17 protein-coding genes and 1 tRNA gene are annotated in these 18,852 nt (G+C 39.7%); 6 read left to right on the top strand and 12 right to left on the bottom strand.

What is annotated here, in order from left to right:
• The coding region (locus GX437_12040; GenBank protein ID NLJ08385.1) for a hypothetical protein at positions 1-2,265 on the bottom strand (2,265 nt) is incomplete at its 3' end.
• An 80-nt stretch (positions 2,266-2,345) separates the two neighbouring features.
• On the opposite strand from GX437_12040, the gene hflX reads away from it, so the two are divergent.
• On the top strand, positions 2,346-3,476 hold the full coding sequence (gene hflX / locus GX437_12045) for a GTPase HflX (protein ID NLJ08386.1): 1,131 nt from the start codon (positions 2,346-2,348) through the stop codon (positions 3,474-3,476).
• A gap of 12 nt (positions 3,477-3,488) precedes the next feature.
• Here the strand turns inward: hflX and GX437_12050 are convergent.
• From GX437_12050 to GX437_12100, 11 genes are all read right to left on the bottom strand, one after another.
• A tRNA-Gly gene (locus GX437_12050) sits at positions 3,489-3,561 on the bottom strand.
• Positions 3,562-3,624: 63 nt separating this feature from the next.
• A complete protein-coding gene (locus GX437_12055; protein NLJ08387.1) occupies positions 3,625-4,218 on the bottom strand; it encodes a hypothetical protein in 594 nt (197 codons plus the stop codon).
• Positions 4,219-4,222: 4 nt separating this feature from the next.
• Entirely contained in the window at positions 4,223-5,644 is a 1,422-nt protein-coding gene (locus GX437_12060; GenBank protein ID NLJ08388.1) for a hypothetical protein, read from the bottom strand.
• A gap of 19 nt (positions 5,645-5,663) precedes the next feature.
• Positions 5,664-6,371 (bottom strand): ComF family protein, encoded by a 708-nt coding sequence (locus tag GX437_12065; protein ID NLJ08389.1) that lies wholly within the window; start codon positions 6,369-6,371, stop codon positions 5,664-5,666.
• A gap of 51 nt (positions 6,372-6,422) precedes the next feature.
• The gene (gene trxB / locus GX437_12070; GenBank protein ID NLJ08390.1) at positions 6,423-7,349 is read right to left on the bottom strand and encodes a thioredoxin-disulfide reductase; all 927 of its coding nucleotides are present in this window, start codon (positions 7,347-7,349) and stop codon (positions 6,423-6,425) included.
• A gap of 122 nt (positions 7,350-7,471) precedes the next feature.
• Positions 7,472-9,028 (bottom strand): DUF4301 family protein, encoded by a 1,557-nt coding sequence (locus GX437_12075; protein NLJ08391.1) that lies wholly within the window; start codon positions 9,026-9,028, stop codon positions 7,472-7,474.
• A gap of 43 nt (positions 9,029-9,071) precedes the next feature.
• On the bottom strand, positions 9,072-9,725 hold the full coding sequence (locus GX437_12080; protein NLJ08392.1) for an ATP-binding protein: 654 nt from the start codon (positions 9,723-9,725) through the stop codon (positions 9,072-9,074).
• Positions 9,726-9,732: 7 nt separating this feature from the next.
• The gene (locus GX437_12085; protein ID NLJ08393.1) at positions 9,733-10,266 is read right to left on the bottom strand and encodes a cob(I)yrinic acid a,c-diamide adenosyltransferase; all 534 of its coding nucleotides are present in this window, start codon (positions 10,264-10,266) and stop codon (positions 9,733-9,735) included.
• 89 nt (positions 10,267-10,355) lie between these two features.
• On the bottom strand, positions 10,356-11,045 hold the full coding sequence (locus GX437_12090; GenBank protein NLJ08394.1) for a hypothetical protein: 690 nt from the start codon (positions 11,043-11,045) through the stop codon (positions 10,356-10,358).
• Positions 11,038-12,480, bottom strand: coding sequence for a sodium:solute symporter (locus tag GX437_12095; protein NLJ08395.1), 1,443 nt, complete (start codon positions 12,478-12,480; stop codon positions 11,038-11,040). Before GX437_12095 ends, GX437_12090 begins: the two co-directional genes overlap by 8 nt.
• Positions 12,481-12,524: 44 nt before the next feature.
• Positions 12,525-14,582 carry an acetate--CoA ligase family protein gene (locus GX437_12100; protein ID NLJ08396.1) on the bottom strand — a complete coding sequence of 686 codons (2,058 nt, stop codon included), beginning with the start codon at positions 14,580-14,582 and terminating at the stop codon, positions 12,525-12,527.
• A gap of 569 nt (positions 14,583-15,151) precedes the next feature.
• On the opposite strand from GX437_12100, the gene GX437_12105 reads away from it, so the two are divergent.
• From GX437_12105 to GX437_12125, 5 genes are read left to right on the top strand one after another with little or no spacing between them, the layout of a single operon-like run.
• Complete coding sequence (locus GX437_12105) at positions 15,152-15,991, top strand: hypothetical protein (protein NLJ08397.1); 840 nt, start codon at positions 15,152-15,154, stop codon at positions 15,989-15,991.
• Complete coding sequence (locus GX437_12110; GenBank protein ID NLJ08398.1) at positions 15,981-16,790, top strand: hypothetical protein; 810 nt, start codon at positions 15,981-15,983, stop codon at positions 16,788-16,790. Before GX437_12105 ends, GX437_12110 begins: the two co-directional genes overlap by 11 nt.
• A gap of 14 nt (positions 16,791-16,804) precedes the next feature.
• The gene (locus tag GX437_12115; GenBank protein NLJ08399.1) at positions 16,805-17,512 is read left to right on the top strand and encodes a hypothetical protein; all 708 of its coding nucleotides are present in this window, start codon (positions 16,805-16,807) and stop codon (positions 17,510-17,512) included.
• Between the two features lie 10 nt (positions 17,513-17,522).
• A complete protein-coding gene (locus tag GX437_12120) occupies positions 17,523-18,302 on the top strand; it encodes a hypothetical protein (protein NLJ08400.1) in 780 nt (259 codons plus the stop codon).
• A 6-nt stretch (positions 18,303-18,308) separates the two neighbouring features.
• On the top strand, positions 18,309-18,764 hold the full coding sequence (locus tag GX437_12125) for a hypothetical protein (protein ID NLJ08401.1): 456 nt from the start codon (positions 18,309-18,311) through the stop codon (positions 18,762-18,764).
• Positions 18,765-18,852: the final 88 nt, after the last annotated feature.

Genomic DNA, 18,852 nt, shown 5'->3' on the forward strand with positions numbered 1-18,852 from the left:
AATCATCTGTATTTTCGCCTTGAAAGAGATATTTCGCAAAGGATTGAAATAATCCACTTCACTTCCCTGTTGTTGCCTGATATATTGCGATAAAATGACAAAAAGATAATTCAGCAAAGCATAAAGCACAGAAGAGATAAAAAACAGAAAAGAAGCCAGCGCCAGCGAAGAATAGATATTTCTGGAAGGACTGCTTAAAATAACCATGGTGTCCTCACGGAAATGATAACATAGATGATCGTAATCCCCTTCCTTATAAACATGATAAGGCTTTTTCCCGGCATCCCTCAGCAATATATTGGTAGGGTAGAAATACTCACCTTTCTGACTGATTAACTGATTGTTACGATAAATCGCATAGGAATACCTGCTAAGTTCATTAAATTTTCCAAGGTCTTTTTCTATGACCAGATCAGGATAAATGCTTTCTTCAAGGAAGATTTTGCGTTTGAGTAAAACAGTAATATAACCGAAGTCAATACTATCACGACTGACAGGCAATTTGAGAAAATAAAGCGGAGTACCTTCAAAACTACTGATGAAATACTGTGTGGATGAGGCGTTTAAAGCGATGGCATGTTCAATTAATGTATCATAAGTGCTTAAATTAAATGTATCAGAGGATTTAAAGGGCATTCCACTGCTTGAAAAAGTTTTCAGTTCAAACTCATAGTTAGAAAAATAGCCGCTGAAATAAATCTGCTTAAGCCTTTTGGCAAGTATGTTCCTCGAAATCATCGGATTTGTGTAAAATGAAACCAGATAATTGTCTTTTTCAATTTTTCCGGCAATATCATTCAGAAGGTATTCGGTTAAGGCATCACGCCCACTAATCACCTGATTGACAAGAAGTTTCTTTTTTTCAATATCCCTGATATTGATGGCATGAACGACCTGATGAGCAGTAAATGCTGCACTGAGAATAATCAATGTCAGGGCAATGGCCATATTATTATCGTCAATCTTTTTTTCGAAAATGAAAAACAAAAAGGTTACGATTAAAAAAAGCGGATTAAGTAAATAATAATTGGCTGACCTGTTGAAAATCAAATATACAACGACTGCCACCGAAGCCCCGATGATCCAGATAAGATTTTCCATCTTTGACTTTCGGATGTTTATCGCCAGATACCTGACAAGCCTGATAAATGAAAAAAACATTAAAAAGATAATCAGAAAAGAAAAGAACGTATAAATGTTAAATTTCAGAAAATCATTCATATCGAAAGGAATGGACGAATTGATGATCAGTCCGCTGATGATATCGGAAATAAGGCCTAACACCCACAAGGCAAGGCAGAAAAAGATAAACACCCATACGATACGTAGAAACTTCCCGGAGGGGAAACGTAAAGGCAGATGAGAGGTAAGAAGTACAACAAACCACGACAATAAAAAGACTATGATGAACAGATCACCTATGGAGGAGAGAAGCCGTGAACTGGCATATACCTCAGGACTGAATATTTTATTTTGAAATAAAACAGCAGGTATCCGGAGAATTTTCCACCCCAGAATGGTGGCAATGAGTATGGCCAGAAATATCGTCCACCCATGGAAATACTTTTTTCTCCGGAGGAATATATTTATCTGCTGGTGAACCACAAAAAATATCAGAATACCACCGGGAATATAAAGCAACAGCAACCAGATATTGAAGAATTGATTTTCTTTCTTCTCCAGAGCAAACAGCGGCTGCTTGCTGGCGGATGTTACAATGTAATCACCTGACAATGAAGATGTTTCATCCTTTAATTTAAAAAGTTTTCTATTCTTCCCCAATTTAAAATCATTGCTCAGGTATTTGTTTTCAAAAGGAAAATCATTTTGTACCAGTTTGAGGGCAATAAACTGATAGAATCCCCCATCTCTGCCCATAGTGAGGTAATATCCATTATAAACTTTTGATAAGATAAAATGGTTAAAAGTATTGGTAAATTCAGGTGGCACCACCCGGTTGGTGTTCCATAAAATCACTTTATTGTTGAGTAATACATAAATGAAAATGTTTTTATCAGTAGCAAGTTGTTTGAGTTCATCAATTTTATTGAACATCTCGGCAACATTCAGATGTTCAAGTTGGTCGAAAACTGAGTTACAAAGCTTTTCATCATCAATGACCTCTCTCTGAATTCTTTTAAATTCATGTTTAAGCTGAATATTTAAAAAATATGTCTTACTGAGATAACTGAATACAACGGCAAGGGAAATCAATAAAATTCCGGCATAAAAAAAGCGGGATCCGTATTTGAAAAAATCTTTCATTATCTTCAGGAGGTGCAAAATTAGACAATAAACTTCATCTGTCCGCAAGCCGGATAAATGGAGCAGAGTATCTTTGAAGGATGTTTGAAACAGCCATAAAACCGGAAAAAGCCATATTAGTTGGCATAATCAGAAAAAAAGAGACTGAAGAAACGGTTTATCAGAACCTGAACGAGCTGGCTTTTCTGGCCGATACAGCCGGTGCCGAAGTTATCATGCGGGTAACACAAAAGATAGACCCACCCAACAGCCGTACATTTATTGGTTCAGGAAAACTGAAGGAACTGGTTGATATTTGTGTGGAAAAAGAACCCGACCTGATCATTTTTGACGATGAACTCAGTCCGACACAAATCCGTAACCTCGACAGGGAATTAAAATGCAAAATCATTGACCGCACCAGCCTGATTCTTGATATTTTTGCCAAAAGAGCCAAAACGGCTCAGGCCCGGACACAGGTAGAACTTGCACAATATCAATATCTTTTGCCAAGATTAACGCGGATGTGGACTCACCTTGAGCGTCAGAGGGGAGGCATAGGACTGAGAGGCCCCGGTGAAACTGAAATTGAAACCGACAGAAGGGCTATCCGAAATAAAATTGCAGTACTGAAACGAAAACTGGAGTCTATTGACAGGCAAAACACCGTACAACGCGGACAGCGGACACAAAAAGTCAGGGTGGCACTTGTCGGATATACCAACGCAGGGAAATCAACCACCATGAATTTCCTAAGCAAAGCCGATGTTTTTGCTGAAGATAAACTCTTTGCCACCATTGATACAACTGTTCGAAATGTGGTTATTGACCAGATTACTTTTCTGCTTTCAGATACAGTCGGATTCATCCGTAAGCTGCCCCATAAACTGATTGAAAGTTTCAAATCTACCCTTGACGAGGTCAGGGAAGCTGATATTATTGTACACGTAGCGGATATTTCCCATCCCGATTTTGAACAACAGTTACATACTGTCAATCAGACTCTTGAAGAAATGAATGTTCATCACAAACCTACGCTGCTGCTGCTGAATAAGATGGATAAGCTCGAACCTGACGCTGAGGCCTTTCGTTTCAGCAGCCCACACCCTCACCTGTTTGTTTCTGTTACCAAGAGGATTAATACAGAAAAATTCAGGCAACTGCTTCTGCAAATGGTTGTGGAAACTTACCGGAAAGTTTATCCGCACTATCCGTTAAAGGTGACAGACTGATTAGAAAAGAAGAGCGGGAAACGGGATTCGAACCCGCGACCCTCAGCTTGGGAAGCTGATGCTCTGCCAACTGAGCTACTCCCGCCTGAAATTTTCACTGCAAAAATAAGTAGTAATTTTAATTTGTACCAAATGCACAGGCAAAAAATCAGTAATCAGTAACTTTTTCAAGCATTGACTCAAAAATCAGATCGGTCATGGCTTTCAAATCATCTTTTTTAATGATTTTCTGTAGGTCATCAAATCGTACCCAAAACATAGCCTGTTCGTGAAGTTTCACCCCGCCAAATACCGGCTCATACCGCAATGCCAGCGCATTAATGGTCGAATGGTATTCTTTTTCTCCTTTTTCCTTAGTCCACTTTTCTGAAATCTCAAAACCCCTGATGTCTTTAACCGTAAATGGAATAACTACAAGAGAATCAATGTAATAATCAGGATAGTCAGGATTGGGGATGTATTGAATAACCTGCTCAATTTTACCGACTTCGGCTGCTTTTTCTTTGGTCAGTCTGGTAGCTTCATTCAGGCTGTCTGTTTTGTATGCATCAATTTCACCGTTAATAACAGCCTTGTACAAATCCTCTGACAGTTTTTGCATGAAAGCAGGCCCCAGCTCATCTATTTTCGTCAGTTTGCGGTGTGTCAGATAAAAAGAACCTTTGTCAGCATTTTCTTTTTTACTGCAGGCTGTAAACAGAAACATGACTGCCAATGCACTGATGATAAATAATTTATTCATAGAACTATTTTTGTTTTTCAACAGCACCTATATCGGGTTTTAGGATTTCACGGGGCTTTCCAAGCAGGTCGTACTGAAGGGCAGGAAACTGGGAAACGACAGCAGGGTCAGCAGCATCAATACATACGGAAGCTGAATCCAGCTCATAGCTGTACCTGCATTTTTGCCTGAATTTAGGGTCCTTGTTAAGAATGTTTCCATTAATGTTCAGTCCGCTTTGTTTGGTAGTCAGCAGGCTGTTGGCCACCAATACATACACATTCCCCTGCCCTGTTTTTTTTACCTCAAACTCATCTTCTTTAGGTCCGTAAACAATGCTGTTTCTGATAGTCAGATTCAGATCGTTTATAAAGGTCTTATTATCTGTATTATAGCAGGCAATAGCCGGATAATGGCTGGAACAATTGCATCCCTCATGGCTGAAAGTACAATGGTAAAAACTGTAGGTTCCACCGTAATCACAGGCAACAAGATACTGGCAGCTGTTGCTCACTACGCAGTTAAAAGCCTCTATTCGGGATGAAAAGCCGAGAATACCCGCCACCGACATATTTTCTATTCTCACATTTTCAAGGTAAAGATTCGGATTGGAGGTAACCGGCAGAGAATCGACCCTGACCCCAAACACTGCATTGCGGATCAATGCATTTGAGATGCGGTTTTCTTTACTTTCCCGCAAAAAATAAATGCCGTACCACTGTCCGGGAACATCTTTGTAATACTTATCCTGCCTGATTCCTGTAAATAAAACCGTATTTCCCGTATCACCATTCACCTCCATGGTTCCCCAGACAAGAATGGCAGAGTTAATATCCGAATAAACCTTTACGCCCGGCTGAATGGTCAGCTTGCAGTTTACGTCAATGCCTATGTGATTTGAAATGACATAAGGCAGGTCGGGTGTCCATACGGCATTGCAGGCAAGCATGGAATCGTGAAGAAAATGAGCATTTTGTCCCCATGCCATCAGCCTGACATACTGAAAATTGCCGTTTGTCAGAAATTCGACTGAATCTTTAACAATAAAAGGCATGTCAGCACTATTCGGATCAATTGTAACATCCACGAAAATATACAGGCTGTCGTGCGGGAGAAGATCGACATCTTTCATTTCGGTTGCGGGCTGTCCGTCAATGTTCAGCCTGAAGGAAGAATACTTGCCTCCGGCAAGCCTTATATTACTGATTCTAAGCGATTTATCATAATTATTAAACACCAGAAACTTTTTGGTAACCGAACCAAGGGTGGTGAAGATGGTATCAAACAAAACGGTATCATTATTAAATTCAAGGCGGGCATCTTTCCCTGTATAGAGATCATCTTTTCGGCAGGATGAATGAAATACGAGAAAGGCAAGCAACAGCAAAGCGACAGCGGACACACAGAAATTACAGGCTTTCAGGCGATATTTAACATTTTTTTGCATGGGTCAAAAGTACAATTAATCAGGCATCATGGGCAAAACCGATTGAAGCAAGGCTTATTCTGACATCATTAGCTTTTTTCAGGGCAAGATAACAGGCCTCAATGGTCGAACCGGTTGTAACCACATCATCGACCAGCAAAACATGTTTCCCGTTTAATTCTTCAGCATTTAGCAATTCAAAAATTCCTGAAACATTTTTCCAACGCTGAAACCTGCTTTTTTTTGTTTGTGTCGGATTGTGTATCTGTCGGATCAGGTTTTGCGTTGATAAAGGTTTTTTAATCAGTTCACTGATTCCTCTGCCCAGGCATTCACTTTGGTTAAATCCTCTTTTTCTTAGCTTTTTAGGATGCAAAGGAACGGGAATAATCACCTCCACAGCATTGTAAAATTTTTCATTTTCCTGAATAGCACGCCCCATCATACGTCCCACTTCCACAGCCAGCTCTTTTAATCCCCGGTACTTGATATGGTGAATCAGCTGCTGAACCCGTGTCTGTTTTGAAAAATAATAATAACTCATGGCAAATTCCAGTGGTACTCTGCCCCAAAACATTTTCTTCAGCGGATTTTCTTCCATCAGGTGAAAGTTGGTCAGCGGCAGGTTGGTACGGCAGTCGGAACATAACAATTTTTCATGTCCGCTCATTCCTCTACGGCAGGCAGGGCATAGCTCAGGGAAGCTAAAGCCAAGAAGGTTTGTGATAAAAAATGCCTTATTTTTCAACAAAAATAATTTGTCAAAAATAACGACATTTCCCGTGATAAATTGCAGAAGCTATTCCTGACTGCCCAGCCATCTTTCGGCATCCAGAGCCGCCATACATCCGGTTCCGGCACTGGTTACTGCCTGACGGTAGTGTTTATCCTGTACATCACCAGCGGCAAATACGCCCGGCACATTGGTATAAGTCGTTCCCGGCTTTGTAATGATATAGCCGGATTCATCCATTTCAATGAAATCTTTGAAAACAGCCGTATTGGGGGTATGACCAATGGCCAGGAAAAAACCATCTATTTCGATATTTTTTTCTTCTCCTGTCTTATTGTTCCTCAACCTGACACCTGTAACAAACTTATCACCCAGCACCTCCACTGTTTCGTGATTCCAGAGTACTTCAATGTTAGGAGTGTTAAAAACTCTTTTCTGCATGGCTTTGGAAGCCCTTAATTCGTCACGTCTGACAATCATATAGACTTTTGAGCACAGATTTGCCAGATAAGTAGCTTCTTCGGCAGCGGTATCGCCTCCACCTACCACAGCCACCACTTTTCCTTTGTAGAAAAAGCCGTCACAGGTAGCACAACCCGAAACGCCATTGCCTCTGAGGCGTTGCTCCGAAGGAAGACCAAGATATTTAGCCGTTGCCCCTGTGGCTATGATAACTGCTTCAGCTTCAACTTCTTCACTTTCATCAACCCAAAGTTTAAAAGGTCTTTTAGAAAAATCGACCTTTGTGACAGAGCCAAAATTGATTTCTGTTCCAAACCTTTCGGCCTGCTGACGCATTTCTTCCATCAGCTCGGGACCTGTTATCCCTTTCGGGAAGCCGGGGAAATTTTCAACTTCAGTAGTGGTGGTCAGCTGTCCGCCAATTTCCATCCCCGTGTACATCACCGGTTTTAAATCGGCTCTGGCTGCATAAATTGCAGCTGTATAACCTGCAGGTCCTGAACCTATTATCACTAATTTTGCTTTTTTCATGAGTTATTTTCTTTAAAATTTTTCGCTAAATTATCGAGAATTATGCCGTTTTACCAGATGACAAAGCTTTCAAAATTTCTGTCATAATTTCGTCAAAATGACTGTATTAAAAATAAATACTTTCATCGTCCCTGATGTTGTTCCCGAAGTAAATCATTGACGACTTTCACCGGATTAAAAGTGTTCAAAGGCACCTCAATGAATACTGTATTCCAGTCGGCCATGGCGCCATTCCACAATCCCGGAAGTTCGAGTGCTTTCAGTTCCCTGCCGTCTTTTGATTTAATGGTAATGAAAGCTGTATCAGGATCGACAAAATCATCCAGCCTGAATTTCCTGCCTCTGAAATCATAAACACCCAGAACCATATCGACCGGATTAAAATGTGTGGCAGCATGAAAAATACGCTGATGATCCGGATCTGTCATGTCAAACTGTGATGATTCAAGTATCTGAAGTTCAATCATTTCATCCTCATGGTTTTTTACATAAAACGGGCCTCCGCCCGGCTCACCAACATTTTTAACCATCCCGCACACGCGTAATGGCCTGTTGAGTTTGATGAATAAAAATTCTGCTTTTTCAACCATATCCTTAAGACTGTAATAATCGGGAAAAGTCATCATCAATTCCTTTTGCATGAATCTTTTGACTGTTTTCAGAAAATTTTCAGTCAGGTCGCCATGATCGAGTCTTTCAAGAAAACTGAAAATCTTTTCCTGCAAATAAAGTAAATGGCCTGCAAGGAGTTTCTTATAGCGGATGGTTGATGGTTTCAGACTATCGGGAACAACGTTGTCAATGTTTTTAACAAAAATCAGATCAGCCCTGATTTTATTCAGGTTTTTGATCAAAGCCCCATGTCCGCCAGGTCTGAAAACGAGATTTCCCTCTTCATCGCGGAAAGGTTTATTTTCCATATCCACTGCTATGGTATCGGTGGCCGGGTCCTGAATGGAGAAAGCTACTTCAAATTTCCGGTGATAATAGTTTTCATAGTACGGTTTTACCCTTTCGACCAGTTGCTGAATGTTTTGCAGGTGCTCTGCCGACACGGTAAAATGAAGATAACATTTACCATCTCCCGACACTGCATACAGGGCGGATTCAGCCAGATGTTCTCCCAATGCAGTGCGTTGAAAATCACCGTAATCATGAAATTTTATCAATGCCTTGGGTTTGCTGGCATAACCAAGCCCTTTTTCCTCAAGCAAATAGTCAAGAATCAGGTTGATATTCCCTTCCTCAATAAGGCTTTCAAGATTAAATCCTTGATTTTCAAGAACTTTTTTTAAATCGGAATAAAAAGCAAAATTTCGGATATGGCGTATAAAATTACCAGTGGAGTCGAAAGCAGTTTCTTCCGACAACTTCCTTTTTTGTTCTTCAGGAGAAAGATTGAGATGACGAAAAGCCTGCAATGATTTAAACATTCTGGTAGCAGCCCCCGATGCCGGAACAAACTTAACCACTTTCAGATTTTTCCTTTCCTTGTCAAAAAGATTCACAAATTCATCTATCTGATTATCGTTCAGGCATTTAATCCCTTTTTCGGGAGTTGCCGCAGCTTCAATTTCCGGGAACCTCATTCCATTTTTAAAGAATTCTATCTGTCTCGTTACTTCTGAAGGTGTCAGTCCATGTTGCCTGATCTGCTGTATGTCTTTTTCGTTAAACATAAATGAAGTTTTTTATTAGTTAAAATTGAGCCTTAATTTCAGGTTAAATGTCAGTTTGGTTTTCGTTCAGGAAATATAAGAATTTCCCTTCATGGATTTCAAAACGCAGAATACCCAGCGAAAGTAAAGCCACCACAATATTTTCAGTAATAAACAAAGGAATATTGAGCATATTTTTGGCTTTTGACAAAGTAACCGATTGATTTTCTTTGAGATAATCGAGCAAATATTTTTCTTTTCTGGTATATCTGAAAAAAGTACCCCGAGGGGCTGACATCCGCTGCCAATATTTCAGTAAAACCCTGTTAGCGAGAATATTCTGATCGTTCCACCTGATATAGGCCAGCCATTTCCCGTTATCGTCCTGAGCCAGATAGGGCTTGCTTCCTCCTTCATTTATTTTTACCTCCAGAATGGTTTTTTTTTCAATATCCCAGACTTCGTGTTCCATTTCGGGAGTAGGCTTCAGGTACATTTCAGTGGCAGCTTCAAGCATAAACAACTCTTCATCCGATCTGATGCCTGCAATGGCACCATTGTCTTTCACCCCAATCAAAAGTGTACCTCCCTGTGCATTTGCAAAAGCAGATATTGAACGGGCAATTTTTCTCGAATCACTTATATTGAATTTAAAATCAAGCTGTTGTCCCTCCCCCTGACTGATAAGTTCCTCAATATAGCTTTTCTGTCTGAGCATTTTACAATCATTTTTCCCAGTTTTTCAGCTGAATTTTGTTTTCTTTCTGTTCCTCACTCCTTGCCATCATAAACAGTAAGTCTGACAGGCGGTTCATGTATTGCAGAATATGATCAGGTATATCTTCATTTTTTTTTAGGGAAATTATTATTCTCTCTGCCCTGCGGGTGATGGTGCGGCAAATATCCAGTTTTGCAGAGGAAAGGGTGCTTCCCGGAATAACAAACCCGCTTAATTTAATTCGTTTTTCATAATCGTGAACCCATTCCGTCAGTCTTTCGGTATCTTCTTCTTTCATCGGAACAACATACAGTTTATCCTTTGAAGCAAGCTGTCCGGCTACCCTGAAAAGGTCGTTCTGAATTTGTTCTATTTGTGCAAAAATCTGATTATCATCCGTAAAGTGTTTTGCCTCTCCCAGAAAAGAATTCAGTTCATCCACCGTCCCATAAGCTTCTACCCTCAAATCATCTTTCCATACCCGCTCGCCACTCCATAGTCCGGTCTGACCTTTGTCTCCCGATTTTGTAGATATGCTCATCTGTCGAATTTTAAAGAGTTAGCTTTAAAACAAAAGTACGCTTTTATTTCATAAATCGTGCTGAAATATAACAGAGCAGAAAATCATTTCTAAGACTTCATTCTGGCGGCCACGGCAAGTAAAACGCCCAACACAATGCTCAGCAAAGCCGCCACAAGTATTCTGACCTCATCAGGCAATAAAAAATTAATGGTCTGTGCAGGTATCCAGAAAAATAATATTGTTTTTTTAAACACAAAATTCCATTGAGTTTTCCAGTCAAGTTGCTGAAGGTATTCAGAAACTTTAAAATGGGTAAAGAATTTCAAAAAATTGCCTTCTGTTTGCCGGATATGCTCATCGGTAACTTTGTGGGTTATCATTAGTAGCGGTGCATAAAACAAATTCAGCGAAGCCCCGATACTAAAAGACACAAAAAGTTTTTTAAGTGAAAATGGCTGAACCATAATATCTTCAGGAATGTTGAAACCCATATCGGCAAGCATGTGAGGAGCCCCTGCTGAAAAAATATCAAAGGCCATTTTAAGGCTAACACCCAGCCATCCCCACACAAAAGCACGGGACAACCAGCCGAAACCTTTTTCATAATAAACTCCTTTTTTTATTCGTAATCCCAGTATTTCCCCGAATGGAGCTAGTATAAAAAATTTTACAAAAGCAAGTAAATAGGGATATTTCAGGTTGTAATGCCAGTAAATATGAAACAAACCGGGAAACAGGAAAAAAGGAAGAAAAAACAAAATGACCGCAAATAAGCAAATTATGTCGGCCTTACGCATGGGTTACTTCATGTTTTTTAGTAAAAATGCTGAGAACAGGAACCAGGGTTAAAGAGATGAGCATCCCCAGCGTTCCGGCTTCAGGTGAAGGGAATTTCATAAAATACAAAACAAGGCATACCAGTAAACCGGTAATACCTCCGGCCAGGGCAGAAAAGAAATTTGCTTTTTTCAAAAATAAACCCCAGATAAAGGGCCCAAGGAAGAAACTGCCGATGGCACCCCATGAAATGCCAAGTATTTCGACAATTACATCAAATTTAACAAGCGCCAGCAATACCGCAAGTAAAACAAACACAGCACTCATGATTCGCATAAGAGTGGTCAGTTTTTTATCAGAAACAGCTTTATTGATAAATCCGGCATAAAAATCCTTGACTACTGTAGAACTTGAAATTAATACCAGTGCTGCCAGTGTTGACATGGAAGCAGAAAGGATGAGCAGCAGGATGACAACAGCCAGAGAAGACGGAATAACATTGGTCAGCATTTCGGGCATCAGGTTGTCAAAGATAGGTTTTCCGTCCTGAAAAGCAGTGGGGTTATTTTCAGGACTCATAAAAACTCTTGTGGTAGAGCCTACAAAATAAGCTACACCGCCAATAAGCAGGGCAAAGAAGGTAGAAGCAAACATCCCTTTCCTGACCGCCTGACGGTCTTTAATGGCATAAAACTTCTGCATCAGCTGGGGCATGGCAAAAGGTGCCAGGCTGGTCAGTAAAACAAGGCTGAGCAGCGGCCACCAGCCTGGAGGGCCTACAACAGCCGTAAGTTTGGGGTCTATGGCATGTAGCTTTTCTGTAATGTTAGCTATTCCACCCCCTTTCTGAAGGGTAACTACGAAAAGAATAATCACTCCAAGGGTCATGATCATACCGAAAATCATATCCATCAGTGCCCCTGCCTTGTAGCCGCCTAAAACCAGATAAAAGGCAGTAAAAACCCCCATAAAAGTGAGGGCCTGCCAGTAATCAATTTGAAAATTCACTGTAAACAAATAGGAAAGTCCCATAAAGACAGCTGCTGAATAGGGTATCATGAAAATAAATATGACCAGAGAAGAAAGCAGTTTAAAAAACGAATGCTGGTAACGTTTTTCAAGGTATTCTCCCAACGTTGTAACCCCAAGTTCCATGGAGGCCTTTTTTATCTTCCAGCCGACAATAGCCCATACGCCAAGTACACCCAGTAAAGCATTGAATATAGCGATCCAGAGAGCAGAATAGCCAAAACTCCAGCCAATTTTTCCGGCAAAGCCAATAAACAAAACAGCTGAAAAGTAAGCAGCCCCGTACGAAAATGCCGACATGACGGCACCTACTTTTCCACCTCCAAGGAAAAAATCAGAAAATGATTTTGTTTTACGCAGGCCCATCAGCCCGACAATGATGATAACAAGGACATACAATCCTACCACAATGATTTTAGCTGCCATCTTTTTTATTTTTGAATTTTCTGAAATGCATCAAATTCTGCTATTTATTTTTCAATCCTGATTCTGGCATCAACAGCCAGTACTTTATCTTTTTTACCCAGTAAAGGATTTAAATCCATTTCAAATATCTCCGGAGCAAGCGTAACAAGAGCCGACAGACGAACTACTATATCCCTGAAAATCTGCTCATTAACACCTTCCTGTCCTCTGACACCCTGTATTATTTTATAGCTCTTTAGGTTTTTTATCATCCACGCTGCTTCTTCCGGAGAAACGGGTGCCAGACCAGTATTGACGTCTTTTAATACTTCAATAAAAATTCCTCCTAAGCCACACATGATCAGATGTCCAAACTGATCTTCCCGTTTGGCACCTGCAAACAGCTCAATTCCTGATAACATGGGTTGTATCAGTATGGCTGTCGTTTCAGGTATTTTCATCATTCGCTCAAACTCTTTCCTGACGGTTTCAGTATCTTTTACGCCCAAAACTACTCCGCCAACATCAGATTTGTGAACCGGCCCTATTACTTTCATGACAATCGGAAATCCTGTTTTTTCAGCTTCCTTTACAGCTTCTTCCACAGTTGAAACCACAGATTCTCCTGCTCTGGGTATGCCTGCGGCATCCAGCAGCTTTTGCACCTGATCCGGAGCCAGATAACCGTTTCCCGCCCTGGAAATAATCTCTCTTATAGACTGAATATCAATGTTATCAGGTAAGAAATCATTTGAGAAAGGTTTCAGTGTATTGACCACTTTACACAAGGCATTTCCAAAATTCACTTCATCAGGAAAATTTATTCTTCCTTTAGCAATAAAATGGGCAATTTCGTCTTTCACATTTATGACAGAAGGTAAAACCGGGAAAATAGGTTTTTTACAGCTCTTCATTTTTTCATCCAACACATCGTAAACATCATAAACAGGAAATAAACCCGGACTCCCGAAAATCACCACCATTGCATCAATTTGATCAAAATCATGCTCACAGGCATCGATAATATGCCCTAATTGTTCAGCCGTTCCTGTGGCCAGAAAATCAATCGGATTGGCCACTGAAGAACCGGGGAATAGTTTTTCCAGAAGTGCCTGAGCCTTCGGCCCTTCAATACGAGGGATATTCAGTCCGCCATTCGACAGGGCATCTGTCAGCATAACGGCAGGACCACCTGCATGCGTAATGATGGCAATGTTTTTCCCTTTTAACTCTTTGTGCATAAAAATGCTGGCTACGGTGGCCAGTTCATCCCTGCCGGAACATCTTACTATCCCTGCTTTACGGAACAGGGCATCCACTGCCGTATCCGGGCTGGCCATTGCCCCTGTATGGGAAGAAGCTGCACGACTGCCTGCCTCTGAGCTACCTGCCTTGATGGCAGCTATCCTGCATCCTTTCTGAATGAGCGATACGGCATGCTTCAGTAATTTCTGCGGTTTGCTGATGCTTTCCACATATAATATTTTCACTTTTGAGCTACTGACCGGATCAAAGCTTTCGTCCAGAAATTCAAGAAAATCTTCCACACCAAGCTGAGCTGAATTGCCTACGGAAAACAGACTTGAAAACTTCAAACCCTTTGGGATGGCTGATTCCATAATAAATACGGCAGTTGCTCCTGATCCGCTGATAAAATCAACTCCTTTCGGGTCTATTTCAGGAATAGGAGTGGTAAAAATGGCAGTATGGTATTGGTTAAACATTCCCACACAGTTCGGTCCGACAAGGCTGCCTCCATGTTTCTCAATGATTTCCACAATTTCTTTTTCAAGCATTGCGCCTTCATGACTTTCCTCGCTAAAGCCTGCAGAAAGAATGATAAATCCTCCCGTTGACTTTTGTTCGGCCAGGACTTTTACAGTATCTTTTACAAACCTCGCAGCTATGGCTATAACAGCCAGGTCAACCTGCGGCAGGTCTTCCACACTTCGGTAACTCTTTATACCCTGTACAAAATCATTCTTCGGATTGACCACGTACAATTCTCCCTGAAAATGATGGTCAATCAGGTTTTTTAATACCTTACCTCCGGGACTTGCAACATTCTCACTTCCTCCAACCACTACAATACTGGATGGTTGAATAAGTTTAGGATTAATCATTTTTCTGTGTGTTTATTTTGTTTCATTCGGGGCGAAAAATAGAGGTTTTTTTTAAATTGAAAAATGTATCAATTGATTTTTAAGAAATGTATCCAACGATTGCAAAATAGAACTTTCAGATTTTCAAAAAGTTCTGTATGTAATGAAATAACGTGAATATCGAATTTCTGAATCTGGAGTTGATTATTTAACGAAAACCTGCTATCATTTTTGTCATCATTTACCCTGAGATTTTGTAATGAATGGCATTAACAACATGTTAAGCTTTTAATTTACTTTTTCTCTTATATAGACTAATATCTTATTTGGAATTTGTCTAATTTGGTATTATAATTGCTTGAAATTTAATATCCCAAAAAAATGCAAACTAACCTAAAATACCAGTTAATTTCATTGGTGTATAATAATTTTCTGATTAGAATACAAGATTATTTACAAAAATTTTTCCCACTTAACGTTTACATTTACCGGGTAAAGGGTATTGACGATGATATAATTGGAAATGAATAAGAAGAACTGTTTCAAAGATATGTTTTCAAAACTTTTATCAATAAACTAAAACAATTAACATGAAGAATTTAGCATTACAAATGTTGTTGGCTGTTTTGTTTTTTTCAGCCAGCGCACAAAAAATCTTAGTTGAAAAAACCTATCGTCCCGATTCAAAAGCCAATCTGAACAACCTGAGTGAGGTACAGATTGACAAATCATCGAATGAGATGCGGTTGTTCTTTATCACCAAATCGACAGAAAAGAGGATGAAAGCTGATCTTTTATATTTCGATCTTGATTTTAATTTTCTCAAGGACGAAAAGATAGAGGAAGAATATGAGAAAATGAAGACAACCTATAAGTTAAGCTGGGATATTTGTCCTGAAGACAAACAACCCCTGCTGACGGTAGAAGCAAACCTGACAGGACAAGCCGTATTTAAAAAAGGCTATATCTGGAACTATTACAACTGGAATACCGGCTGGTGTGAAGACAAATTTAAAGTTGAAGATAAAGTAAAGCCCAAAGGCGAAGCAGGCGAAAAAATCAAGCTGGTATTGTGGTGGAGCGATCGTGATGTAATGAAATATCAACGGACAGGAACAGTACCTGCAGGCAGGGGTTATGTGGCAAGAGCAAAGGTAGGACGTGTCCGCGACCTGGTTGACGATAAAGGTAATATTGTTTTCTTAGGCCTTGTTTATGACAAAAAAGACCTGAAAAACAACGGGAAAAATTATATCATTCAAAAATATGATGCTTCCCTGCTTGAAAAAATTGCTGAAAATGAACTTAATTTTGATAAAATTGCAATTCCGTTGGTCAATCAAACGCTTTATAACGGAAATGTCGGAATTTTATTCCGGCTGCAAGGCGGTGGTTATGAATATGTTGAGATAAACATTAATGCGTGTTGAAAAGCGTTTTTCCTTCAGTAGTTCAGATATGGCATTCTGGAAGGTCATCGGTATGAGCGAATTCGGCAATGATGTATATGTATATGGAACTGTTTATGACAAAGTACAGGTAAAAGACAGTTATTTCGGTACAATCACCTACTCTCCATATGCATTCCGTTCCAGTAATTTATCAGGTGGAAAAGGAAAAGTTTCTGCCATTCAAATCATGAAAATCGGCCCGGGTGGCATTGAGTGGCTCACCAAAAACCCTATTTCAGATGTGGTATCAAAGTTCAGCCTGCCTGAAGGGGAAAAGAAAAGTGCCAAACCTTATGACGGGAAACTGATGAAGATTGCCGATTTCTATGTCAGCAGCAAAACAGGAGAAATATTTGTAGCCGGACAAAGCTATACAGAAAGCAAAAAAGGCCGTAAATACGAGACAGTTTATATGTTCCATTTTGACAACAAAGGAAAGGTAAAAGGTCATTATTCCATGAAACTTGTCGAAAAAAACAAGATTGCCCTGGCTTATCCGGCCGATCAGGCTATGATTGAATCAAAAGATGGGAACAGTATTTACTGGACAGTGTTCGAAGTGGCCGGTATAAAAGACATCAGGGTGTTGTATTATCCGCGTATTGGCAAAATAAACATCAACAATACAACAGTAGGTAAATTCGTAAGTATTGGAAATGGCAACTATTTCCTTGATGACAAATTTGCCGTAAATGCCCTTGGCGACAACCAGTTTATTTTTATCGGTTCAGGAAGAAAAAGTAAAGACATGTGGTTCTGCAAGGTTGAATTTGAATAATATTCTCGGACTTTATGGAAACTGTAAAAAGAGGTGTTGTTTTATTATTGCTGGCTGTCGTGATGACAGCCGGCAATTCTTTTTCACAGGCAAAATTCTTTTTCGGATATAATCTGGGGACTTTTACCATTCCTCAGCGGTATTTTCAGGTCATCGATTATGAATATCAGATTGCCTACGGTTCAAAAGGTTATTCTGAAAAAGGATTTGGCTTATCTCCCCTGTTACATGGATTTTCCTATAGCTTCAGGTTATCATTTCTTGACAATTTTGCATTAAATGTGAGCCATTACCGCAAAGTGACCAAAAGCAGGGTGGCAGAATTCCCGAATAATTATCTTGCGCAGCATCAAATGATAATCAAAAGCTGGGGCGTAGGTTTCGTTTTCCGTGAAGATTATCCCAAATTTGGGGTTGATTACGAAGTTGGACGCCTGACGCTGAAAAAGAAAAAGTATCCGGCAGACGAATTTAAAAGCAGTAAATGGATAGATTATTGTCCAACTATAGAATTATTTGGCAAGGGGCCGACTTTTTCGTCCGGTATAACATTTTACTCCATCCACCGGCTTAAATTTCTTGAAATCAGGCCATATTTCAGCTGGATACCTGAAGTGGTAAATTATCCTGATTACACAAACCCTAATTTACCACGTTATTATACTTTCAGGATCAGCTCTATAGGTATTCATTTGTTTGTCGTACTGGGTGAAAATGATTAAAGAGTAGTGTATGAAAAGAAAAATTCTTCTTCTGCTGTTTCTCATCAGCATTTCCAATATCAGACAGAGTATTGCTCAGGATATATTTGGCGGAGTTAATTTAAACCTTTTAACAGGTTACACTTCAGCAGGCTCTTTTAAGAAATTTATCGATTCCTATAACAGCATTCTCGAATCTGATCTGAAAAACAAGTTAAATCGTACAGCTTTTGTCAGCGGATATGGTGTAGGTGTTGAAGTGAATGCTTTATTATATGGAGCAATAAATTATATGAAATTAAAGGGAGATTTTTCTGCAACATTTAACAATGGCTCGAAACGTGTATTCAAACTGGAACAATCCATCTGGAATGTACCTATTGGTTTTGGACGCTATGAATCAGACGGTGCATATTTTAGTGCCGGCCTTGGTATAGGCATAAGTAATATGATAATGTCAACATTTACAAAATATGTGGATGGTACTGTGAGCATGGGAAATGAAAAAATACTTAATGGGACATATGAAAGTTTTACTTTTTTCTTGTCACCTGAAGTACAAATAGGGGTTTCTGCAGGTAATAGTGTTATCAGCCTGTTGCTTTCTTATCATTTTAATACGCTCTCATATGGAAATGATGATTTTTTCAATATAGACAGAGAAAGAATGTCGGGCATACCTGAAGATTATAATAACTTCCTGAGTAACCCCCCAAGCTTTGGATTAGTTGATGATCCCGTAAAGTTTAATTTCAATGGACTGGTGATTGGATTGGGTTTAAAATACAATCTTTTGTCACTGTTTAAATAAAGCTTTATGAAGAAGATATCGTTTCTAATCAGCGGATTGATCCTGATGTTTTTGATTTCATCCTGCAGCAAGGATGACTTTTCGAGAAATAAATTTCAGGGGGTATGGAAAATTGTAAAAATGACACAAACCTATTATTCGGATACCAGTCAGAATCCCCAGCCTGATTCTGTCATTGAAACGAAAGATGTTGGGGTATTTATGCTGGTTGACCGTGCCGGCTTTGGTAATATTCTCGATTATAATGACGAACTGTTTACAGACAGGACACCTGCATTTTATGATATTCATGGAGGCGGCTGGTCAGCAGATTATGCAGGTAATCGTCTGAGCCTGAGTACCGTGGTTTACACTGTAAAGGATCAGCCATTCGGCAGGATGAAGCTCACCTACATAGTAAACTCTTACGATGGTATTTATAGGTATAAAGAAGAGTTAATCATAAGCAGGCTTAATCCATAACTTTTTGATAGTAAATCAGCTAAAAATACAGAAATGAAAAATTTAAGAAAAAATCTGATTAATGCTTCATCAGTATTAATTTTATTGA

This window comes from Sphingobacteriales bacterium, from assembly GCA_012517435.1.
In the GTDB taxonomy this organism is placed as follows: Bacteria; Bacteroidota; Bacteroidia; order CAILMK01; family JAAYUY01; genus JAAYUY01.